Consider the following 25391-nt stretch of genomic DNA (forward strand, 5'->3'; position numbering starts at 1 on the left):
CAAATAAATTACTTATTAAATGTAAATTGCATTTAATAACTTAATAGAATATTAGGTTAGTTTGATAAAATTAATATAATTTGATAATATGGCAGTATACGTACTTGTATGTAAAATACAAACATATTTATATTTAAGGGTTAAATTTAAAATATTGTTAAGGAGGATTTGGTCAATGAATAATGCAAAGGATTTATTAAAGTTTATAAATAATAGTAAAAGTGCATTTCATGGAGCTTTTGAAGTAAAGAAAATTTTAGATAAAGAGGGATATAAAGAAGTAAGAGAAACTGAAAAGTGGGATTTAAAAGAAGGCGGAAAGTATTATGTAATGAAAAATCAATCTGCTATAATCGCATTTGAAGTTGGATCAGAAAATATTGAAGAATATGGATTTAGATTAATAGGGGCTCATACAGATTCACCTGGGTTTAGAATAAAACCAAAATCAGAAATGCAAGTTGAAGGTCATTATGTAAAATTAAATACTGAAGTTTATGGTGGTCCAATACTTAGTACATGGTTTGATAGACCATTATCAATTGCAGGTAGAGTTACATTAAAGAGTAAAAATCCTATGAAACCAAGAGTAGAATTACTTGATTTAAATAAACCCGTGTTAATTATACCAAGTTTAGCTATTCATATGAATAGAAGTATAAATGAAGGATATGAATATAATAAGCAAAAAGATACTTTACCATTGCTTACTATGGCAAATGATGAATTGGAAAATGATGGTTACTTAATAAGATTGATTAGTGAAAATTTAAATGTAGATGAATCTGAAATATTAGATTTTGATCTATTTGTATATGAGTTTGAAAAAGGAAGCATAATTGGCATGCAAGAAGAATTTATATCAGCAGGAAGATTAGATGATCTTTGGATGGTATATACAGGACTTAAAGCATTAGTTGAAAGTAAAGAAAATAAAGCAACAAAAGTTTTAGTTGCACTTGATAATGAAGAAATAGGGAGTTTAACAGCGCAAGGAGCAAATTCTTCATTACTTGAAAATATTTTAGAAAGAATTACTTTAGCTCTTGGAAAAGATAGAGAAGGATTTAAAATGACATTAGCAAATTCAGTTATGATTTCAGCTGACTTAGCTCATGCACTTCATCCAAACTATGTAGAAAAACATGATCCAACTAATAGACCTGTTCTTGGAAAAGGACCAGTAATAAAGATAGCAGCATCAGGTAGCTATTCAACTGATAGTTATGCAGGAGCAATATTTAAAGAAGTTTGTAATAAGGCACAAGTTCCATGTCAAGAATTTGTTAATAGATCAGATGTAAGAGGTGGGACAACAATAGGACCAATAAGTGCATCTAAACTAAATATTCCAGTAATAGATATGGGGGCACCATTACTTTCAATGCATTCAATAAGAGAATTAGCAAGTGTTAAAGATAATGAATACACAATAAAGGCATTTACTGAATTTTTTAATTTATGATTCATGACATTTTATTAAGTGTTATTATAGGGGGAATTCTAGTGGATTTAATAAAAAAGTTGGTAAAGAAAAATAAACTATCTAATTATAGTATTGAGCTTATAGATGATAAATTATTGCTTAAAGCTGAGGGAATGTTTTCAAAGGAAGATGCTGAGACTTGTATAAATGATACTATTAATATTTTTAAAGAGCTTAATACTAGTGAATTTATATTAGTTATTGATAACATTGGTTTAAAAATGGGTTTCCCTGATACAAAAAAGTTGTATGATGTATTAGCTAATATTTATTTAGAAACAAAGTTTAAAAGAAAATATATACTTATGCCAAAGAATGATATAGCAGGGGTACAAATCAAAAAATCTAATAACAGATTTTTTAATGAAGTAAAAATAATATCAAATATTAATGAAGCGTTATAAATATATATGTTCTAATTAATTTAATATATATATTGCAATTTAAACTCTACATTTATTCAAATAATCTTGTTAAAGATAATCAAAACTAAATTGAAAATCTTATTGTAGAAATCATATTACAACATATATACATTTATAATTTTTTATTTAATCTTTATAGAAAATTATATCTTTAATTAACAATATCTAATAGAAGCATATATATCATAAATTTTTTATATAAGTTACTCAATATATTAGTGAATCATAACATTTTATAAGCATTATGAGAGTTATATTAATGAACAAATTTCATTGAAACTTATATATTAAAAACTATGAGACTATTTCAAAAAAGTATTTATACATTTGGAATAGTTTTTTTGTTATGTATTATTATACTAAATTGTTCATTGTCAACTGTAAATTGAAAAGTGGAATAGCTACTTTTGTTCTTGGTTATAAATTTAATAATTAAATTTATAATTATTTTAATACAAAAATACTAAAAATTTTTATCTTTTTTTTAATGATTTAGAAATAATAAATCGAAATATAAATAATAATGGAATAATATACGTAAATATGCTATCATTTACTGTGTAATATGTTTATAAAATAGAATTTTAATGTATAAATGATAATAATTTTAAAATAATTAGCAAATTAAAAAGATTAAAAATGTATTTGTTTTTATAAATCAATGATATAAATACATTAAGGGAGAAGGTAAAAGACCTTCTCCTTTAAAATAGCATAAAATTAAGATATTAAAATACATAAGGAGTTGTAAAATAGGTGCGACAGATAAAAATTCAAAGAAAAAGTGTATTATCTAAATATAGTATGAGTGTGGAAGAAAACAAATTAATAGTTAAAGGCGAAGGAATTTCTTCTAAAAAAGATATGCAATCTTATATGAATGATTTTATGCAAGTTATTAATTCAATGGATACAAGTAATTTAACTTTGATAATAGATAATAAATATTTTAATATGAGTTTTCCAGATGCAAAATTATTTTACGATAAAATATCTGAAGTTTATATAAATACTAATTTTAAAGAAAAGTATATAATTATGCCAGAGAGTGAAATTGCAAACATTCAGATCAAAAAAAATGGAGATAAAATATTTGATACTATAAAGGTAATATCAGATTTAGAAAGTGCTGGGAATTTAGGATAGAAGAATAAAAAAGAGTTATATATTCCGTGTCACGCAGGGAAGCAAGTTCAGTTATGAGTAAGTTATTAGCTAAATTTGTTAATGAAATATGCTATAAATAGATAAGCTTACGAGTCTATTAGTTTGTATAGATAAAAGATATAATAATAAATCTTTTATCTATTTTTAATTTAATAATATATTTACATATATGTAATTTTATGAAAGTATAAAATATGTAATATTGTAAGATAATATGGAATAATATGCATTAATGTGTTATTATTAGAAATGAAATATATATATAAATATCATATTAAATTAACAAAAATTGGATTATTTATTTGGAGGGATAACATTGAAAATTGATAAGAAAAACAAAATGTCTAATTACACTATGGAGGTTATAGGAAACAAGGCTATATTACATAGTGAAGGAATGTTTTCAAAGGAAGATGCTGAAAACTACATGTCTGACTTCATAACGTTTACAAAATCAAATAACACAAGTGGATTAATATTAGTTATAGAAAATTCAAATTTAAAAACATCTTTTCCTGATGTAAAACCATTTTATGATAAAATGAGTGAACTTTATATTAAATCAAATTTTAAGAGTAAATATATGCTTATGCCAGAAAGCGCTATTGCTGGGATGCAAATAAAAAAAATAGATCAAGAATTTTTTAATAAGATAAAAATTATTTCAAATATTGATCAAGCTATATAAGTTTTTAAATATAATAGAAAGTTATAATAATTAATATTTATAATTATATTAATGAATAAATTTTATTTAAATTTATATGCATAAAATAAGTTTTATAATTAATTACTTAGCGTTTAAGATTTTTCTTAAATGAATAGTTTTTATAATACTCATATTTTTACTAAAATAAGAGTATTATAGACTGCTCTTTAAGACAAGTTTTACATTCTATATTAAAAGATTTTTAAGTTTTTTAGTAAGATTTTTTACTATTAAAACTTAAAAATCTTTTTTATTCTTTAGAAATTATATATTTTAAACATTGATGATAACTTAGATTATATTTTTGCTTAAAGATTAAGAAATGAAACCTAAAGAATAAAAAGAAAATATATTCGGCTGTCAGATTTTTCTCACATACGTTCGAAAAGGCAGATGCGTAAAAAAATAATCATATTCAGCACCGTTATTCCTGCACTACGTTTAGAAAGGGTGCATGGCTAAAAAATATCATGGAAAATAGAGTGGTATATGTCTCTAATGTAATAAAGTTGAAATATGATAAAGAAAATGATAAGATTTTAAATAATTTAACAGAATAAATAATTATTAAAGGTGGTTATTTTATGAGAGTATTAGTAGTTGATGATGAAAGAAGTATTTTAAACTTAATTAGATTAAATTTAGAAGTAGAAGGATATGAAGCAATTGTAAGTACGACTGGAGCAGATGCAATTTTAAAATTTGAAACTGAAAAACCACAACTTGTGATATTAGATCTAATGTTACCAGATATAAGTGGATATGATGTTATAAAGAAATTTCAAGAAATAAATAGTGAAGTCCCAGTTATAATGCTTACAGCAAAAAGTCAAATGAATGACAAGCTCTTAGGGTTACAATTAGGAGCTGATGATTATATAATAAAACCATTTAATAGTACAGAACTTATTTTAAGAATAAAAGCAGTAAGCAAAAGAGTTACAAAAAAAACAAGAGTAAAAAATGATAATGAAATAAAGCTTGAAAAATTAAAAATTCTAAAAGATGAAAGAAAAGTTTTTATTGATGAAGAGGAAATTTTTATGACTTATAAAGAGTTTGATACATTATTTCTTATGATGAAAAATTACAATAAAGTTTTTACTAGGGAAAACCTTTTAGAAAGAGTTTGGGGTGATGAGTATGATGTTAATACGAGAGCGGTTGATATTTTAATACAAAGAGTTAGAAAAAAAATGGGCAAGTATTCAAATAAATTAAAAACAGTTTATGGAGTGGGATATAAATTAGAATTTAAAAAAGAGACTATTTAATTTTATAAATAAAGGCATTAGGAGGATGTATTTTTAATGCGATTTAATTTTAATATAAAAACAAAAATAATTTTGATGAATATGGGGATATTTATTCCAATTATAATTTTTATATATATAACAATTATAAATAATTTATATAATAACATAATAAAAAGTAATATAGATTTATTAACCAAAGAAAGTTATAATACTCAAGTTTACATATCAAACTATATTGAAAAAGATAAAGATGATGATATTGAAAGAGATTTTGAACATAAAGCACCATTAATTAATACATACCTATCTAAAAAAATGAATTATAGAATTCAAATTTATAATAAAAATGGTGAAATAATGACAGACTCACTTTCTAATAATGTTACTTTTTTTGATGAAGATATAACTAATGCTATAAAGGGAAATAAGGCATATGTTGTTAAAAAAATCGATGGAAATATATATGTATTATTTTCAAGTCCTATATATTTTAAAGATACAACATTAGGTTGTGTAAGATACATATATCCTTTAGACAGTAGTGAAAAACTCATAGATAATATGTTTATAATTATGGGCATATTAGCATGTACATCAATTCTTATATCGTGGCTTTTAAGTAAGCTTCTTTCAGAAAAAATAGTTGGACCTATAAAAAAATTAAAGACAATTTCTCAAAAAGTTACCCAAGGAGAATATGATAATAGAATAAAAATTAGAAGTGGAGATGAGATTGAGGACTTAGCTGAAGCTTTTAATGTAATGTCAGAGAGTATAAAAAATTATATTGAAAGTTTAAAAGAAGAAAAACAAAAACAAAAGAGTTTTTTAGATAATGTAACACATGAATTTAAAACCCCTTTAACAGCAATAATAGGATATTCTGAAATTATACCTAAATTAAAGAATAAAAATGATATAGATGAAAGTTTAGTTTATGTAAAAGAAGAAGGAATAAGACTTTTAAAATTAGTAGAAGAACTTCTTGATCTATCAAAGCTTGGAAAAAGTGAATTTAAAATAGATAAAAAGAAATGTAATTTAAAAGAAATAATAGAAGAGGTTTTAGTAATTATTAACCCAAGAATAAAAAAATATGAAATAGAAATAATTAAAAATGTATTTGATATTGAAGTTTTAATAGATAAGGACAAGACTAAGCAAGTTATTTTAAATGTATTAGATAATGCTATAAAATATAGTGAATGTAGCAATATAAAAATAAAATTACAAGTTGAAAATAAAGAAGTAATTTTAAATATTATAGATGATGGGATAGGTATAGTTAAGGAAAATATACCTAAACTTTTTGAGCCAACTTATAGAGTAAATAATTTAAATTCAATTAACAATAATGGTAATGGGCTAGGTCTTTGCATATGTAAAGAAATAATGAATAAGCAAAATGGTGATATAAAGATTGAAAGTAATTTTGGAGAAGGTACATATGTAAAAATTATATTTAAAATAAAGTAATATATGTTTTGCAATAAATATATCTTCTAATTAAGATGTTACATTTATAAATATTTTAAGATTTATATTAATTAAAGAACTTTATTAGAATTTATATATTATAAAAAATAATAAATGTTACATTTACGAAACATAAGTGAAATGTTTATGAGATGTTAAATTTTTATTATATAGGAGGAAACATAAGTGAAGAAAATTAGCTTAAAGACTAAAATAATAGGCATATATACAACTATAATTACAGTTTGTATTATAATGACAATCTTAAATTATAGGCTTATATACAATAGAGTTCAAATAATAAGTGATAAAGATGATGTTGTAAATAAAATAAATATGTCTATACCTATAAAAATTGAAATTTCTAATGAAAAATGGGGTGATTATGTTTTTGAAGATGAGAATTCTATACAAATGATATGGAATTCTATGAGTGATATTATGAATGATTTCTCAGAAGAAGAGAACGGTATTATAGAAGGGGATAATATAAGCATTGATGCAAATGTTTACTATTTAAATGGGATGCAAGATAACTTTAAAATAAGTGATGTGCTTATTTTAAATAATCGTATGTATCATGATAATAATAAATTACCATTAATAAATAGGTTGAAAAATGATTTATTAGCTTATTTATATTCAACTTCTAATATAGCTAATCTCATAAATACTAGAAATAGAATAGTTATTAGTGATTCTAATAATAAAATAAAAGAATTGAATGATTTTGATAAGGAAAAGTTAAAAGATTTAATAAGTAATTCAACTAAACTTGATAATGATGATGGAATTAAAGCTTTGACAAAAGAAAATAAGGAAGTTTTATCACATATAAAAATTTATATTTATGATAAAGATGATACTTTTATAAAAGTTAAAAGCTGCAATGTTATAAATATTGATGTCTATAAAAATGGAATATTTGTTGTCCAATATATGGGAGATGAAAATGGACAACATATATATTTTAAAGGTAACAATAAAGATATATGTGGGGAAATATTAAAGTTAAATTCATCAACATTAGAGGGGAAAGTTAGTAATGAATAATAAGAAATTTATTTGTTTTATTATAATTATATGTATGTCTTTTAATCTTATTGCTTGTAATAAAAAAAGCTCAAAAGTAATTTATAAAGATGGATATTTAAATTTAGAAGGAAAGCATATTGTTGTTTATGTAGCATCTAGAGATGAATTAGGCAGAACACTTTTAGAGATGTTTAAGGAAAAAACAGGATGTACATACGAATATATCAGGATGTCTACACAAGAGGCATTAGAACGAATTAAATGTGAGAAAAAATATCCTAAAGCAGATATATTTATAGGTGGAACTTGTGATGCTCATAATATAATGAAAAAAGAGCAACTTTCAGAAAAATATATATGTAAAAATTATGATAGCATACCTAATGCGTATAAAGATAAAGACGGTTATTGGACAGGATTAGAATTAAATATTTTATCTATTATTATAAATAAGGATAGATGGGATAAAGAATTTGCAGATAAGGGATTAAAAATGCCAGAAAAGTATGATGATTTACTTAATCCTATTTATAAAGGTGAAATTGTAATACCAGATCCTAATATATCAGGAACAGGATATACAATTATAGCATCCATTGTACAAAATATGGGTAAAGAAAAAGCTATAGAATTTTTAAAGGAATTGAAATCAAATGTAGGACAGTTTACATCTAATGGATATATTCCAGCACAAAAAGTTGCAACTGGAGAATATTTGATGGGTATAAATTTTATAGCAGATCAATTATTAGTTAAAAATTCTGGATTTAATGTAATAACTAATATTCCTGAAAAAACTGGATGGAATATAGATGCAATTTCAAAAATTAAAAATGGTCCAAATGAAGACGTTGGCAAGTATTTTATAGATTTTTGTACAAGCAAAGAGGGTGAGGAAGCTATAATAAGTATTTCTCAAGGTAAATCTACAAGAAAAGATATAAAAGATGATAATTATGAACAAGATTGCGAAACAAATATATATGATAATTATGATTTCAAAAAAGCTAGTGAAGATAGAGAATGGTTAATTAAGATGTGGAATAGTTTTAAATCTTAAATTTGCAAATAAAAAACGATTTAGATTTTTTAAAACAACTTAATTAAAGATATATATATGTTGTAATATGATTTCTACAATAAAATTTTCAATTTAGTTTCGAATTATCTTTAACAAGATGATTTGAATAAATGTAGAGTTTAAATTGCAATATATATACTGTAACTTTTTAAATTAATAACTTAAAAACTTTCAATTTCTAGTATTTAAAATTTAAAACATTAAAATTTATTATTTAGGAGATAAATTTTAATATATATTGCAATAATAATTGTTTAATAAATTAAATAATTGTATATTTTTGATTAAAAATTTAAATTTGCAACATATATAAATAAATTTAAAAGATAAATATTTTAAACTTATTTATCTTATTAAGATAATTTGGAGGATAGATATGAGTAAATTGACAAGTTTTTTTAGTATTAATAAAAAAGAAGTTACATTATCAATTGAAGATCAAAGAAAGATGTGGTTAAAGGAATTCTTAAAAGCATTTTTAGTTGTATTTTCAGTATATGCTTCTATGTATTTAATTAGAAATAACCTTAAAGCTGGACAACCACTTTTAAAAGAACAATTAGGCTTTACAACATCTGAACTTGGATATATAGGTTTTGGATTTTCTATAACTTATGCATTAGGTAAGACTCTATTAGGATATTTTATTGATGGTAAAAATGCAAAGCGTATAGTGTCATTTTTACTTATGATGTCTGCAACTATGGTTTTTGTAATCGGTATTATGTTGATATCAGGGAATAAATGTACTGGAGTTGTATTATTACTATGGGGTTTAAGTGGATTTTTTCAAGCTCCAGGTGGACCAAGTGCATATTCAACAATTACTAGATGGACTCCTACCAATAAAAGGGGTAGATATTTAGGTTTTTGGAATATGTCTCACAATATAGGTGGAGCATTAGCTGGAATGTTAGCATTATGGGGAGCGAATAAATTTTTTCATGGTAATGTAGCAGGTATGTTTATAGTTCCATCAATAATAGCAGCTATTATTGGTTTTACAATGTTATTTGTAGGAAAAGATGAACCAGAAGAACTAGGTTGGAACTCTGCAGAAGAAATATTTGGTGAAGTTAAAGCAGAAAATAGTGCAGAACTAGACAAGATGAGTAAGTTTGAAGTATTTAAAAAATATGTATTAAAAAATCCTTGGATTTGGATTTTATGTGTAGCAAATGTTTTTGTTTATATTGTTCGTATAGGAATAGATAACTGGGCTCCTTTATATGTTACTGAACAATTACATTTTGGAATGGGAGATGCAGTTAATACAATATTCTATTTTGAAATAGGTGCTCTTATAGGTAGTCTTAGTTGGGGATTTATATCTGATTTATTAAAAGGAAGAAGAGCAATAGTTGCAGTATTTTGTTTAGTACTTACTGGTTTTGCAGTTTTAGGATATAGATATGCTACAAGTGTTGCTATGGTAAATGTTTCATTATTTTTCCTTGGTGCATTAATATTTGGACCGCAATTATTAATAGGGGTATCTCTTGTTGGATTTGCACCTAAAAAAGCAATTGCTGTTGCTAATGGTTTAAGTGGTACTTTTGGATATTTATTTGGAGATTCTACAGCTAAAGTTATGTTAGCCAAAATAGCTGATCCTAAATCATCAGGTATAAATATTGGTGGAATGTATTTTCATGGATGGAATGATGTATTTGTAATATTCTATGGCGCACTTACAATTGGGATTTGCCTTTTATTAATTGTTGCTTATGCTGAAGAAAAGAAGATAAGAGGTATAAATAAAGTTGAAAATGAAGATGAAATGGTGGAATTAGTAGCATAATAAAAATATTTATAATAAATAAGAATTTACACATTGCTTATTTAAGAGAAATTTTACATTTATCATTCATAATCTTATATAAAATTTTATACATTATATTCTTAAAATAAATCTTACATTTTGTATTAAAAGATTTTTAAGTTTTTTAGTTAAATTTTTACCTTTAAAACTTAGAAATCTTTTTTTATTTTTTAGGAAGTATAGAATTTGAGAAGCTTCAAACATTGATGAAATCTAAGTTTATGGAGAGGTTTTTGAATTGACAATGAAGGAAGAGATCTTCTTAATAAGATTTCTAAAATATCTTTGAAGAAAGCCTGTGGATTTCAATAGAACCATTATTCTTGCACTATGTTTGGAAAACGTGCATTGTCAATTGAAAGAGTAAATTCTCCCTAAATAATAAAAAATAACTCATAATTATTGGTATATTTAACAAATAACCCGAAATTATGGTAAAATTAAAATGAGTTTGTTTTTAGAAAGGAGTTTATTATGAATACAAGAGAGACATTGGACAAAATGTTTATCGAATTAAAGGACGTAATATATTATGAAGATATCGGTGTACATAAAATTGTAGATCAATCTTATATAAAGCCATATTACAAACAATTGACAGACATTTCTTTTGAAGAATGGAAGAAATATCATGCTTCAAAGATGCTTAAAATAACTGAAGATATTTATTTGTCTGAAATGATGGAAACTAAAGACTCATTATTTATAGACAAGCTAAAATTAGATTTAAGTAAACCAAGTTGCTTAAGGGAATTTGGAATAGTATCAACATGTCTTATACCATTTTTCTTAAATAGTGAAATAGTATTTTTTGTTACTATGCCAATATTTAAAGAAGAACATAAGTATTTAGAAGAAGAAAAATCAAAAGCAATTGAAATTGTAAAGAAATATAGTAAAATTTTAAATATTGAGGAGATGTTAAAAAGTGAAATTATCTAAAGCTATTGTTAATTATCTTGAAAGTTGTAATGTAGAATATGTTTTTGGAATACCATCAGGAAATGTTGCAGGTATATATGATGCCCTTAATGACACAAATATAAAAGTTATAGTTGCAAAGAATGAAGCTAGTTCAACATATTCTGCATGTAAATATTCAGATTTAAGCAAAAAACTTAGCTGCTCTATATTATGTGGAGGAGTTGGAATAACTAATGCTATAAATGGTATAGCAGATGCTTACATAAATAATATTCCTATGCTTGTTATAAGTGGATATGCTGCAACTGACAATATAGGAAAAGGATGTGTTCAAGAATTAGACACAGCACCTATAACAGAAAGTATAACTAAATATAGTAAGACTATTATGAAAAAGGAAGAGGTTTTAACTGAATTAGATAAGGCTGTTAAATTAGCTATGCAAGATCCTAAAGGACCAGTTCACTTATCAATACCTATGAACCTTCCAATGATGGAAATAGAAGATAGTGAGTACAAGCCTTATACACCAGAAAAAATAGAGTATAACTATGATGAAGAAGCTTTAAATACAGCGGTTAACATATTAAATGATTCTAAAAAAGGTTTAATATTAGTTGGAAGAGGTGCTAAAGGTCATAATGAGATGATTAAAAAAATATCATCAAAATTAGGATGGTATGTAGCAACTACTCCACAAGGAAAGAGTTCAATAGATAGTGATTTTGAATTTAATATAGGAAATTATGGATTTAACAGTACTGATTTTGCTCAAAATTATGCAGATACAGAAAACCTTGATTGTGTTTTAGTTTTAGGATCTAGCTTAGGTGAAAGTGCAACAAGAAACTTTAATAATTCATTATTTGAAGGAGCTAAAGTTATTCAAATAGATCATAATAAGAAAAGTTTAAATAAAGATCATATAGAAAGATTTAAAGTATATTATGAAATAACTGAAGCTTTAAAAGTAATTGATAATAAAGTTAATGCTAAAGATGTGACTATCACTAAAGTAGAAAAGCTTAATAAAGATTATGTAAAAGATCATACTGGGATATCAGCAAGAAAGTTAGCTGAAATGCTTCCAAATATTTTAAATCCTAGCACAACTTATATGTGTGACATAGGAGAATTTATGAATTATATGTACAAGTATTTATTCATTCCTAAAGGATCAGATTTTATTGCTAGTTTAAATCATGGAGCAATGGGAAATTGTGTAGCTGGTTCAATAGGAGCTGCATTAAGTGGTAATACAGAAAAATATGCTGTTGTTGTAGGAGATGGATCAGTTTTCATGAACGGTAGTGAAATCTTAACAGCAAAACAATATTCATTACCTGTGGTATACTTTGTACTAAATAATGCAAGATTAAACTATGTTGAACAAGGAATGAGCTTTATGTTTGGTAGATCTATTCCAGGTGTAGTTCAAGAAAGAACTTCAATAAAAGCAATAGGTGAAGCTGCTGGAATAAAATCATATCAAATAAGTGATTTAGAACAACTTCATGAAATAAAAGATGAGTTATATTCATGCAGTGAACCTATAATTGTAGAAGTAATAACAGATGGTTCAGAAAAAGTAGCTGCAGCAGATAGATTTAAAACATTAAAAAGAGATTAATATAGTCCTTTAAAGTGTTGAACCCCACATATACCCCTGGGGTACCCCAGGGGTATATGTGGGGTTTTTTCATATTTTCTATGTTTTAAATAGTGTTGATATTCTAGTATAAGGGTGAATTTACAATGAACCATAGACAATTGACAATTTAGGATAAAATCACTGTGTGATTTCTAAATAATATATATTAAAGAAAGCCTGTGGCTTTCAACCTGAATTGTCCATTGTCAACTGTCAATTGTTAATTGAAACGTGGCATAGCCACTTTTGTTATAATTTAATAGTCTAAAGTTATTACTTTAACTCCTTTTTCTTCAAGAAGAGAAATTTCATTTTTATCTATATCAGAATCTGTTATAAGATGGGAAATTTCATTTATATCTCCGCTAGAAAAGTTATGATGTCTACCAACTTTTGAACTATCGGATAAGATATATATAGGCCCACTACAACGATTAATCATTTCATGATTAATTAATGTCTCTTGAAGTACTGAAGTACTTATTCCAGAATCAGCGGATATTCCACTAACCCCTAAAAAACATTTATTTGCTGTAATTTTAGATAATATATAAGTAGCGAATTCTCCAACTAAAGATTGTTTTCTTTCATAAACTTGCCCACCTGTCAGTACTAATTCAATATTTGGACCAATAGTAGAGTTTAGAGATTTACCGTTGTTAGTAACTATATAAACTCTTTTATCACCTAAATACTTTAACATTAAAAGTGCAGTTGAACTAGAATTTATAAATATTGTATCTCCATTTTCAACTAAATCAGCTGCATACTTTGCAATAACATTTTTCTTTTGAGTAAGTATAGAGTTAATATCAGTTTCTTTAACAGCTAAATTTTCATCAGTAGTAGTATTATTATTATCCGTATCGCTAACTAATTTTGCACCTCCATAATATCTTATTATTAATCCTTCTTCATCTAATGCTTGCAAATCTCTTCTTAAAGTAAGTGGAGAAATCTGCAATATTTCTGCTAAGTCATTAGTATTTATGCTTTCATTTGATCTAAGATAATCTAAAATTTTTTCTCTTCTTTTAGAAACTATAGATTGTGTTTTCTTCATAATAATCGTCACCTTTACCTAATATTTTTAATTTATCTGTAATGCTTAATATTTAAAAATAATTATTTGAAATAACATGTATATTGAATGTGCCTTATAAGTTTATTCTAATAAATAGGCAAAATTGTTAATATTTATTAGTTTTTGAAATGTGTAATATTATAATTTCAAATTTAATCTAAACACATTTAAAAGTTTTACTATATATAGTTCATAGTATTACCTATTTTAAAACAATAGATAATGTAACAATAAAAACTTCATAGTTTCAAAATATAAATAATATTATCAAGTTTTAATATGTTTTTAAAAATTTATGATATATATGGCTATAACTAGATAATGTTAATTAAAGATATAATTTTCTATAAAAATTCTATAAAAGATTATAAAAGATTATAAAAGATTATAAAAGATTATAAATGTATTAACTTAATTAGAGTATATATATTGAATTTTGTGTTAAAAATAAAACTTGTTTAATAAGTGCTTATATTAATTATAAAATAAACATTCAAAAAGTTCAATTAAAACATTCAAAAAAGGCTTTAATAATAAAAAAATTAAAAACATTCAAAAAATACTTGAATTATTTGAATGTTTGAGTTAAAATAAACTCATAAACAAACAAAAAGTTCAAAAACACAAATCATAAAGTTCAAATAAAAAAAGAAAAAAATATCATAAAAAATCGAAAACATTCAAAAAGATATAAAACTTAAGAAATAAATCAAAACGAACAGAAAAATATAGTATAATTAGGAGGAATTTAAAATGTCACAAGTAGAAAACATTACAAGAGAATCATGGATACTTAATACTTTCCCAGAATGGGGAACTTGGTTAAATGAAGAGATAGAACAAGAAGTTGTACAACCTGGAACTTTTTCAATGTGGTGGTTAGGATGTACAGGTATATGGGTTAAGAGTGAAGGTAATGCAAGTATATGTATAGATTTCTGGTGTGGAAGTGGAAAGAAAACAAAAGCTAATCCATACATAAATCCAGAACATCAAATGGCTAGAATGTGTGGAGGTAAAAAACTTCAACCTAATTTAAGAGTAGCACCTTTTGTATTAGATCCATTTGGTATAAAAAAGATAGATGCAGTTTTATCAACACATGATCATAATGATCACATCGATGTAAACGTTGCAGCGGCAGTTATGCAAAATTGTGATCCAAGCATTCCTTTTATAGGACCTCAAGCATGTGTAGATAAATGGGTAGGTTGGGGAGTTCCAAAAGAAAGATGTATAGTTGTTAAACCAGGAGATACAGTAAAGGTTAAAGATATAGAAATAGTTGCATTAGAAGCATTTGATAGAACAGCATTAATTACAGCTCCACCAGAAGGTGACTTAAGAGGAACAATGCCAATTGATATGGATATTAAAGCAGTTAACTATTTAATAAAAACTCCAGGGGGAAATCTTTATCATAGTGGAGATTCACATTATTCAAATTATTATGCTAAACATGGTAATGAACATAAAATAGATGTTGCATTAGGCTCATATGGAGAAAATCCAAGAGGAATTACTGATAAGATGACATCAATAGATATTTTAAGAATGGCAGAATCATTAAATACAAAAGTAGTTATTCCATTCCATCATGATATATGGTCAAATTTCCAAGCTGATACAAAGGAAATTTTAGAATTATTTGATATGAGAAAAGACAGATTACAATATAAATTTAATCCATTTATATGGCAAGTAGGTGGAAAATTTACATTCCCAGTAGATAATGAAAAGAGAGAATATCATTATCCAAGAGGATTTGATGATTGCTTCTCAACAGAAATAAACTTACCATATACATCATTCCTATAAAAATATAAATAGAAGTTTTTAGTTTCAGGGAGAACTTGTATTTGACTGAAATTTATAAAGCATTATCAATGAGAGTTTAGCATTAATTAATATTATTACAAATACTAGATGTAAAAGAATAAAAGTTATTATTCAAAAGCAGATAGCTGTTATGAAATTAAAAGGGGAGTATATTCTCCCCCTATAAATCAGGAGGGCATTATGTTAAAAGAATTAATTGAGAAAGAAAGATACTCATTTCACGAAGGATTTGAAAAATGGGAAGATGCAGTAAAGGCTTCATGTAAACCTTTAATTAAACAAGGAGTTATAGAACCATCTTACGTTGATTCAATAATAGAAAATGTAAATAAATATGGTCCATATATAGTAATAGCACCTAACATATGTATACCACATGCACAAGAAGGAAAAGGTGTTAATGAAACAGCTATTTGTTTTATGAAAACTGAAAAAGCAGTTCATTTTAGTGATGATCCAGAACAAGATGCACAATTATTCTTTGTATTAGCATCAACTAATAATGATCTTCATATGAAGAACTTAGTTAGTATGGTTGAAATAGTAGAAAAAGAAGAGTTAGTAAAAATGTTAATTGAAGCTAAATCTAAAGAAGATTTAGAAGAAATCCTTAAAGTCTTATAATCTCATATAGTTGTCAATAATATAAGAGAGTTTATAATCCTCAAAAATTATGAAAAAGTTAATTTTATCTTATTAATAATATCCCATTAGATGCTAATAATAGCGTTACGAACTAATATCAAACATAATAATTTATTAAATTTTTAAGGGGGAATTAAAAATGGATTTTCTATTAGCAATATGGAAGTTCTTCCAAGTTAATATTTTGACTAACCCAGCATTCTTTATAGGTTTTATAGTACTTATAGGTTACTTACTATTAAGAAGACCTATATATGAGGCAGCAGCAGGATTTATAAAAGCAACAGTTGGTTACTTAATACTTAATGTAGCAGCAGGTGGACTAGTAAATAATTTCCGTCCCATATTAGCAGGATTAAAAGACCGTTTTAATTTAACAGCAGCAGTTATAGATCCATATTTTGGACAAACAGCAGCACAATCAGCAGTTGAAAGTGTAGGAAGATCATTTTCACTTATGATGATAGTACTTTTAATAGCATTTATTTTTAACATAGTATTAGTTTTGTTAAGGAAGCAAACAAAGATAAGAACAGTATTTATTACAGGTCACATAATGGTGCAACAATCTTCAACAGCTTTATGGATAGTATTATTCTGTTTCCCTAATATAATTGATACACAAGCAGTAATTATGCTTGGTTTATTACTAGGAACATATTGGGCAGTATCATCAAATCTTACAGTTGAAGCTACTCAAGAATTAACTGAAGGTGGGGGCTTTGCAGTTGGTCATCAACAAATGTTTGGTATTTGGCTTACAGATAAAATAGCAGGAAAAATTGGTAATAAAGAAAAATCAATAGAACATCTTAAATTACCAGGATTCTTATCAATATTTAACGATAATGTTGTTGCAACAGGTATCCTAATGATGTTCTTCTTTGGAATAATAATGGGGATATTAGGACCAGACTTATTACATCAAATAGACAAAGGATTTAGTGCAGATAGAAACTTTATATTCTATATAATGGAAAAGTCATTAAACTTTGCAGTTTACTTAAGTATATTACAACTTGGAGTTAAAATGTTCGTTTCAGAACTTACAGAATCATTCCAAGGTATTTCAAATAAACTTTTACCAGGTTCAGTACCAGCAGTAGACTGTGCTGCAACTTATGGATTTGGTCATGCTAATGCAGTAACAATAGGATTCTTATTTGGAGCATTAGGACAATTCATCTCAATCTTAGGATTAATAGTATTTAAGAGTCCAGTACTAATAATCACAGGTTTCGTACCAGTATTCTTTGATAATGCAACATTTGCAGTATATGCAAATAAAAAAGGTGGCTTAAAAGCAGCAATGATTATCCCTTTTGCATCTGGAATAATTCAAGTATTAGGTGGAGCGTTTGCAGCATACTACTTTGGATTAGCACAGTTTGGAGGATGGCATGGAAACTTTGACTTTGCCACAGTATGGCCAGTAATTGGTGTACTAATGAATAACTTACACTATGTAGGATTTGGAATTGCATTAATAGCACTATTAGCTATACCTCAACTTCAATATAGAAAAAATAAAAAAGGTTATTTCAAAATAGCTGAAGATTATGAAGAATATCTTAATGAATTAGAAGCGTCTTAGTAAATTAGAAGCTTAGTCATTAATTTAAAATTATAAGGCACATATTTAAATTATTCTTTTACTTCATGTGCCTAAGACAAATTGTGTGATTTTAAAAACTAGGCTAGAGTTAAAAAATTAATATTAGAATACTCTAGCTTGGTTTTGAAACACTATTAATATAATTAAAAACAAATGTTAAAAAATATATATTTACTTAATGCTTTTTAAATAAATTTTGTTTAAAAGATGAGTTAATAGAATGAGCTTAAATAAAATGTATATTTAAATTTAATAAGAACTTTATATTTAAAAATTAATTTGAATTAGAAAATAAATTTAAGGGAGATGTTAATTATGTTAAGAGTAATAGCAGCATGTGGAAGTGGAATGGGATCAAGCCAAATAATAAAGATGAAAATAGGTAAAGTATTTAAAAAATTAGGTATAGATGTAACAATTCAACATAACAGTGTGGGAGAAGCTAAAAGCCAAGCATCTAACTTTGATGTAGTATTTTGTTCAGAAGTATTAAAATCAAACTTTAAAAGAGCTGAAGATGCAGGAACTATAGTTATAGGATTAAGAAATGTTCTATCAGAAAAAGAAATTGAAGAAAAAGTAATAGAAAATGTAGTAAATAAAAAATAGTAACTATGTTTTAAGTGAATGTTAATATTGTAGGCAAATTCCAATGCCAGTTAACTATTATACTAAAATATCAACACTATTTTAAAACACATATAAATTAAAAATTTATAGATATAAACATCCAATGAATCTTAGTTCAATTAGTAAATAGCTCAGATGTAATTTAAATTGCATCTGGGCATTAAAAATATTTACCTAAGAATATATAAAACCTAACAACTTAAGAACATAAAGAAATTACCTAAGAACATATTACCTTTACAACATATTAAATTTATAAAAACAGATAAATAAAAGAACTAAGGTTCTTAGGGGGGATCATGTATAGATAAAAATATATATTTTAAAATTAAACAGATTAATAATAGCAGTTTAGGGTTACTTTATTAAAAGTAAATATACTGTTTTAAAAATGTGTATATAAGTCACATTCAAAAAATTGAGGTGGAGGAATTAATTATGAAATTTGAAAAGAAGTTTTTAACAGAACTACATAGATGTTATGCAACAGGAAGTACTACTGTAAATGGTGAAAGACACATTTTACTTGCAACAGAAGGAGAAGGTGCTTGTTATAGTTATACAGGAGAGGACTTTAAACAATCAACAGTTTGGGATGGACCAGGAGGAACAATGTCTATGATTCCTATCCCAGGTAAAAATGGAGATTTTTTAGCAGTTCAAAACTTTTTCCCAACTTTTCAATCTGAAAAAGCAACAATAGTTTGGGCAAGACCAGAAAAGGATGGAACTTGGGATGTAAAGACTATATTAGATTTACCATATGTTCATAGATTTGATATATTAACAGCTAATGGAGTTAATTACTTTTTAGGTTCAGTTTTATGTAATTCAAAAGAATTTAAAGATGATTGGTCAGATCCAGGTAAGATATATGTAGGGGTACTTCCAGATGATTTAAGTCAACCTATAGAACTTAAGGTTATAAAAGAAGGATTAACTAAGAATCATGGATATTGTAGAACTACTTGGAATGGAAAGATGGCAGGTATAGTTACTTGTGAAGAAGGAGCATTCGTAGTTACTCCACCACAAAATGAAAATGATGACTGGAATGTTGAACAAATAATGGACAGACCTATTAGTGATATTGCAGTAGTTGATATTGATGAAGATGGTGAAGATGAATTAGTTACAATTGAAGATTTTCATGGAAGTAACTTTTTAATAAATAAAAAAATAGATGGAGAATATAAACCAATTTATAAATACCCTAAAGAAATGGACTTTGGACATGTTGTTTGGGGAGGAAAATTAAGAGGAATTCCAAGCATAATTGGTGGATATAGAAGAGTTGAAAAAGAATTATTTGTAATTCAATGTGAAGATAAAGAAAAACTTACATTTAAAACAGAAGTTATTGAGGCAGGAATAGGACCAAGTAATGTAGCTGTTGTACATGACGAAGATAGAGACATCATAATTTCAGCTAATAGAGAACTTGGAGAAGCAGCACTTTATTTTGTAACAGATTAAAGAAAAGAGTTCTAAAAAGCAAATTCCAATGCCAGTTCACCCTTATACTACAATATCAATATTAACTTAAAATATAGCAATTAATAAGCATGACAATTTGAAATTAAATATTAAATGCAGTAATTAAAGCTAAATTTTTCAAGTAAGAGAAGTTAATAAGTGGAATGTATAGTTATAAGAATCTTATGTATTTCATCAAAGTAAGGAGGATTATATATGTTAGAGAATTTAAAAAAAGAAGTTTATGAAGCTAATATGCTTTTACCTAAATATAATTTAGTAACTTTTACATGGGGAAATGTTTCTGCAATAGATAGAGAAAAAGGACTTATAGTAATTAAACCATCAGGTGTTGAATATGACAAAATGTCACCAGAAGATATGGTTGTGGTTGATTTAGATGGAAATGTTGTAGAAGGAAAGTACAAGCCATCATCAGATACGCCAACCCACGTTAAACTATACAATGATTTTAAAGAAATAGGTGGAATTGTTCATACTCATTCAAGATGGGCAACTATATTTGCTCAAGCAGGAAGAGGAATTAATCCATATGGTACAACTCAAGCGGATTATTTTTATGATGAAATTCCTTGTACTAGAGATATGACACCAGAAGAAATTAAAGGAAGTTATGAATATAATACTGGAGGAGTTATAGTAGATACATTTAAACATATAAATCCAGAGCATGTACCAGCAGTATTAGTAAAAAATCATGGGCCTTTTACATGGGGAAAAGATGCAATGGAAGCTGTTCATAATGCAGTTGTATTAGAAGAAGTTGCAATGATGGCATGGAATACAGAAGTTTTAGCTAATCAAAATATTAAGTCTATGCCAAAAGACCTTATGGATAAACACTTTATGAGAAAACATGGGCCTAATGCTTACTATGGTCAATAGAAAGTAGCATGTTTAATATATTGATATTTTAGTATAAAACTCATGGACAAAAGTATAATAGGAAACTTGACTCAAATACATACTAAAAATCAATTTGTACTTAAAACATGGTAAATTAATAGAGAAATATAAAAGTATGTATTTGAATTAGAAGTTGTAAAGGAAGTGAATGTGATCTTATGAAGGAATATACATTAGGATTGTATGAAAAATCTATGCCAAATTCTTTATCATGGGAAGAAAAATTAAATTGTGCTAAGGAATGTGGATTTGATACAGTTGAAATAAGTATAGACGAGACAGATGAGAAGTTAGCTAGACTTGATATGTCTTGTGAGGAAAGAAAAGAACTTGTAGATTTAATGTTCAAAACAGGAATTGGTATTAGAACAATGTGTCTTAGTGGTCATAGAAAATATCCATTAGGAAGCATGAATGAAGATACTAGATTTAAGGGTATGGAAATAATGAAAAAGGCCATAGATTTAGCTTCAGATTTAGGAATAAGGATAATTCAACTTGCTGGATATGATGTTTATTATGAACAAGGGAATGATGAAACTAAAAGATATTTTGAAGAAAATTTAAAATTATCTGTTCAAATGGCATCAAGTAAGGGCGTAATACTTGCCTTTGAAACTATGGAAACAGAATTTATGAATACTGTAGAAAAAGCAATGGATTTTGTAAATTTAGTTAATTCACCATATCTTCAAGTTTATCCAGACTGCGGAAATGTAACAAATGCTACTTTAGATTATGGTACAACTGCTGTTGAAGATTTTGAAACAGGAAGAGGACATATTGCTGCTGTACATTTAAAAGAGACTGTTCCAGGAAAATTCAGAGAAATTACTTTCGGAACAGGACATGTTAATTTTGAAGAAATAATTAAAAAGTCATGGGAACTTGGTGTAAGAAAATTTACAGCAGAATTTTGGTATGTTGGAAATGATGACTGGAAAGATGTTATAAAAGATACCAAAAAATTTATGGATGAAAAATTTAATCTAGCTTTAAATTAATACCTCTGGGGTACCCCAGGGGTAACCTCCATATACCCCAGAGGTACCCTAGGGGTATATGGGGGATTTTTTATTTAAAAAATTTTTATTTATTATATGAATTTTTTTTACTGTTATTATTTGTAAGTATAGCTATTATAAAATCGAAGATACTAGTTATAGAATAAAAATTTATTTTAGGAACATTCAAAAAAATAATAAAGATAAATTTAAATTCTAACTTACCCCTGTATAAAAGTTTAAGATATTTTAAGTTAATTATTTAAAATCATAGATAAAATTTATAAAAATAATTTTTTACTATAAAGTTAGTTAATTATAGTATCGATACTAAATAATGTATTTATAACATATTTAAAGTATTGTTTTTATATGACTTAAGTATATTTAAAAAATAATAGACAACGAACTCTTTAATCTATTATATTATTTAATGCAACTTACTTAAAAATTTCTTAAATTTTTACAATAATTATGAGAAAATTTTCTATATAGGGTATAATATAATCTGAAAAAGTTTTCGAAGGGAGGGGTTTTTGCTTTAAATTTATAAAGGTTATTATTGATAATGATAGTTAATAAAATTTATTAGTTATATATTTAATTTAAAATATAAGTTAATATGAATGAGTTAGAGATATACTATGGACAAGTAAACTTAATAATTATTATTTAAATTTATATAAGTGATTATTAAGTGAATTTTGAATATATCATGTTTTAAATTAAAAAAATATATATTAAATTTAAAATCTACATTTGTTTAAATCACCTTGTTGAAGATAATTTAAAATTTGATTGTAGAAATCATATTACAACATAATACAAAACAAAAAAAGTATAACGTTTTTTAGTTGTTGGAATGTATATATTTATCGTAAGTCATTATCAAAATATAATTTTTATATAATTTTAGCAAATGAATATTATGCAGAATAAATTTAAAAGAGTAATAACTTTAGTTATGATTATCGCATTTATAAGTGGAATATGTCCTCAAGTAACTGCATTTGCAGCTACAAAAAAGGAATTAACTACTGTTAATACAAATAATGGTACAAGCATTGATAAAAATGAAATTAATAAAGAAACAAAAGATAATAGTATAGATAAATCTAATAATAGAGAAGAAAATAAAGATTTGAAAAAGAATACTACGGGGAAGGGTGATTCTGATAAGACCAAAAATTCTGATAAAAAAACAATCAATGCATCAGATGATAAATTAGATGATGAGTCTAACAAGGTTATTGATGAACTTTTGGACGATGAAGATGAGGTAAAGCCTAAAACAGGATGGCAAGTAATAAACGGAAAAAGATTTTACTTTACTGAAGAAGGTATGTTGAAGAAAAAAGGTTGGGTTGAACTAGATGAGTACATATATAAAGGGACTAAATCTAATCCTCAAACTATAGAAGCTGTTTTAAAGGATGTTAACTTAAATAATAAATTTAAGGATAATAATAAAGAAAATAAAAAGATATTAGATGAAGAAAAAAACAATATTAATTCAGATAATAATGAAGATATTGATGTTTTAGATGATGAAAATGAAGAAGAAATTAAAAATGAAGAAGATAAAGATTCTAAGATAGAAGATAAAAAAGATAAAGAAATTAAAGATAATGATAAGTTAAAAGAACACAAGAAAAGTACAAGCACATCAAACAATGTAACAATAATAATTGATCCAAGTCAAGATCCTAATTATGAACTTCATAAGAATAAATATTACTTTGATGATGATTATTCAGCTGTTGTTGGATGGCAAGAAATAGGTGGCAAATGGTATAACTTTAATGATCTTGGAATAATGAGGACAGGCTGGTCTTTAATTAATTATAATTGGTTTTTCTTAGATGATGATGGGGAAATGAAAACTGGATGGTTTAAAGATGGAACAAATAAATTTTATCTTAATGAATCAGGGGCCATGATTTTTGGAAAAAACTATATTGATGATAAATGGTACTATTTTCATAGTAGTGGAGTATTAGCAACTGGAGTTTATTTAAGAGATGGAAAATGGTACTATTCTAATAAAGATGGCGAAATGATATCTAATAAATGGATAGATTTAAATGATAAAAAATATTATGTTAAAGCAAATAGTGAATTAGCAGTTGGAAATATAATTATAGATGGAAAAATGCAACATTTTGATAATGATGGAGTTTATCAAGGTACTGGAATAATGGAAGAACATTTATATATTAAATATCTAAATGTTGGAGATGGAGATTGTATTTATATAAAACTTCCAAATGGAGAAACTGCATTAATTGATACTGGAGATAACAATAAATCAAGTCAAAATACATTGATTGATTTTTTAGAGGATCAAAATCTTAAAGAAGATGCAGAAGGAAAGGGAATAATAGATTATGTGGTTATAACACATCCTCATTCTGATCACATAGGTGGATTATATGAAGTTCTTAAGAATTTTAAAGTAAATAAGATTTATATGCCTAATCGTACAAGAATGGAAGATTATTCTGATTTAAAAGAAGAAGGAGAATTTGCTTCTACTATTAAGGATATGAAAAAAGATTATCATGTATATCAAAAAACTTTGAATTTAATAAAAGAATTAGATATTCCTTTTTTAGATGCAGTACAATATAAAGCAATAGATGAAGAGGGTATATTAAAATTTGTTCAACCAGATAAGAGTTACTTAAGCACATTTGATTCAAGAATTCCAGCTAAATATTGGATACTTAATGATCAATCTGCAGTTGTATATTTAAATTATGGAGATTTAGGTGCATTGTTTACTGGAGATATAGAGTGGCCAGCAGAAAAGGATTATTCAAAGTTAGATCTTTTACTTAATAAGAAAGTAGATGTATTAAAAGTTCCTCATCATGGATTGAATACATCATCAACTTTAGATTTTTTAAATTATGTTGGTGCAGATATAGGAGTAATTAGTAGAGCTTCTGGTAGTGTAAATAAAAATAATGCATATAACAATTTAACTAATGGGAAAGTAACAATCTTTGAAACAAGTGAAAAAGATGGAGTTTCATTATATGCAACAAAACAAAATTGGAATGTTCAATATTAATATATAAAAATATAGTATAAATATCCTTATGATAAAAATAAGAGCAAACTTTTTATTTAAGTT

20 protein-coding genes are annotated in these 25391 nt (G+C 25.8%); 19 read left to right on the forward strand and 1 reads right to left on the reverse strand.

Annotation, left to right across the window (positions count from 1 at the left end):
* The first annotated feature begins 175 nt into the window (after positions 1–175).
* The 11 genes from KYD98_RS08985 (at position 176) to KYD98_RS18420 (ending at position 13011) form a co-directional block, all read left to right on the forward strand.
* Complete coding sequence (locus KYD98_RS08985) at positions 176–1465, forward strand: M18 family aminopeptidase (RefSeq protein ID WP_219779372.1); 1290 nt, start codon at positions 176–178, stop codon at positions 1463–1465.
* Positions 1466–1506: 41 nt separating this feature from the next.
* Positions 1507–1890 carry a hypothetical protein gene (locus KYD98_RS08990; protein WP_308462449.1) on the forward strand — a complete coding sequence of 128 codons (384 nt, stop codon included), beginning with the start codon at positions 1507–1509 and terminating at the stop codon, positions 1888–1890.
* Between the two features lie 777 nt (positions 1891–2667).
* Entirely contained in the window at positions 2668–3057 is a 390-nt protein-coding gene (locus KYD98_RS08995; protein WP_308462450.1) for a hypothetical protein, read from the forward strand.
* 337 nt (positions 3058–3394) lie between these two features.
* The gene (locus KYD98_RS09000; RefSeq protein ID WP_219779376.1) at positions 3395–3766 is read left to right on the forward strand and encodes a hypothetical protein; all 372 of its coding nucleotides are present in this window, start codon (positions 3395–3397) and stop codon (positions 3764–3766) included.
* Between the two features lie 605 nt (positions 3767–4371).
* On the forward strand, positions 4372–5061 hold the full coding sequence (locus KYD98_RS09005) for a response regulator transcription factor (protein ID WP_219779378.1): 690 nt from the start codon (positions 4372–4374) through the stop codon (positions 5059–5061).
* 36 nt (positions 5062–5097) lie between these two features.
* A complete protein-coding gene (locus KYD98_RS09010) occupies positions 5098–6519 on the forward strand; it encodes a sensor histidine kinase (RefSeq protein WP_219779380.1) in 1422 nt (473 codons plus the stop codon).
* A gap of 186 nt (positions 6520–6705) precedes the next feature.
* Positions 6706–7572: a DUF3919 family protein gene (locus tag KYD98_RS09015; RefSeq protein ID WP_219779382.1), complete on the forward strand. Its 867-nt coding sequence runs from the start codon at positions 6706–6708 to the stop codon at positions 7570–7572.
* Entirely contained in the window at positions 7565–8614 is a 1050-nt protein-coding gene (locus KYD98_RS09020) for an ABC transporter substrate-binding protein (protein ID WP_219779384.1), read from the forward strand. Before KYD98_RS09015 ends, KYD98_RS09020 begins: the two co-directional genes overlap by 8 nt.
* A gap of 397 nt (positions 8615–9011) precedes the next feature.
* A complete protein-coding gene (gene uhpT / locus KYD98_RS09025; protein WP_219779386.1) occupies positions 9012–10436 on the forward strand; it encodes a hexose-6-phosphate:phosphate antiporter UhpT in 1425 nt (474 codons plus the stop codon).
* 495 nt (positions 10437–10931) lie between these two features.
* The gene (locus tag KYD98_RS09030; RefSeq protein WP_219779388.1) at positions 10932–11399 is read left to right on the forward strand and encodes a hypothetical protein; all 468 of its coding nucleotides are present in this window, start codon (positions 10932–10934) and stop codon (positions 11397–11399) included.
* Positions 11386–13011, forward strand: coding sequence for a thiamine pyrophosphate-binding protein (locus tag KYD98_RS18420; protein ID WP_219779390.1), 1626 nt, complete (start codon positions 11386–11388; stop codon positions 13009–13011). Before KYD98_RS09030 ends, KYD98_RS18420 begins: the two co-directional genes overlap by 14 nt.
* Before the next feature lie 277 nt (positions 13012–13288).
* Here the strand turns inward: KYD98_RS18420 and KYD98_RS09040 are convergent, their stop codons facing one another.
* Positions 13289–14095: a DeoR/GlpR family DNA-binding transcription regulator gene (locus tag KYD98_RS09040; RefSeq protein ID WP_219779391.1), complete on the reverse strand. Its 807-nt coding sequence runs from the start codon at positions 14093–14095 to the stop codon at positions 13289–13291.
* Positions 14096–14869: 774 nt separating this feature from the next.
* On the opposite strand from KYD98_RS09040, the gene ulaG reads away from it, so the two are divergent.
* From ulaG to KYD98_RS09080, 8 genes are all read left to right on the forward strand, one after another.
* Entirely contained in the window at positions 14870–15934 is a 1065-nt protein-coding gene (gene ulaG, locus KYD98_RS09045; RefSeq protein WP_219779393.1) for an L-ascorbate 6-phosphate lactonase, read from the forward strand.
* A gap of 201 nt (positions 15935–16135) precedes the next feature.
* Positions 16136–16579 carry a PTS sugar transporter subunit IIA gene (locus KYD98_RS09050; protein ID WP_219779395.1) on the forward strand — a complete coding sequence of 148 codons (444 nt, stop codon included), beginning with the start codon at positions 16136–16138 and terminating at the stop codon, positions 16577–16579.
* A gap of 160 nt (positions 16580–16739) precedes the next feature.
* Positions 16740–18194: a PTS ascorbate transporter subunit IIC gene (gene ulaA, locus KYD98_RS09055; RefSeq protein ID WP_219779397.1), complete on the forward strand. Its 1455-nt coding sequence runs from the start codon at positions 16740–16742 to the stop codon at positions 18192–18194.
* A gap of 336 nt (positions 18195–18530) precedes the next feature.
* On the forward strand, positions 18531–18824 hold the full coding sequence (locus tag KYD98_RS09060; protein WP_219779399.1) for a PTS sugar transporter subunit IIB: 294 nt from the start codon (positions 18531–18533) through the stop codon (positions 18822–18824).
* Positions 18825–19283: 459 nt separating this feature from the next.
* Positions 19284–20321, forward strand: a complete 1038-nt coding sequence (locus KYD98_RS09065) for a hypothetical protein (RefSeq protein ID WP_219779400.1) — start codon at positions 19284–19286, stop codon at positions 20319–20321.
* A 216-nt stretch (positions 20322–20537) separates the two neighbouring features.
* Positions 20538–21227 (forward strand): L-ribulose-5-phosphate 4-epimerase, encoded by a 690-nt coding sequence (gene araD / locus KYD98_RS09070; protein WP_219779402.1) that lies wholly within the window; start codon positions 20538–20540, stop codon positions 21225–21227.
* A gap of 179 nt (positions 21228–21406) precedes the next feature.
* Positions 21407–22252, forward strand: coding sequence for an L-ribulose-5-phosphate 3-epimerase (locus KYD98_RS09075; RefSeq protein ID WP_219779404.1), 846 nt, complete (start codon positions 21407–21409; stop codon positions 22250–22252).
* A gap of 928 nt (positions 22253–23180) precedes the next feature.
* Positions 23181–25328: an MBL fold metallo-hydrolase gene (locus KYD98_RS09080; protein ID WP_258049709.1), complete on the forward strand. Its 2148-nt coding sequence runs from the start codon at positions 23181–23183 to the stop codon at positions 25326–25328.
* Positions 25329–25391 lie beyond the last annotated feature (63 nt).

Source organism: Clostridium weizhouense (assembly GCF_019431045.1).
GTDB classification, from domain to species: domain Bacteria; phylum Bacillota; class Clostridia; order Clostridiales; family Clostridiaceae; genus Clostridium; species Clostridium weizhouense.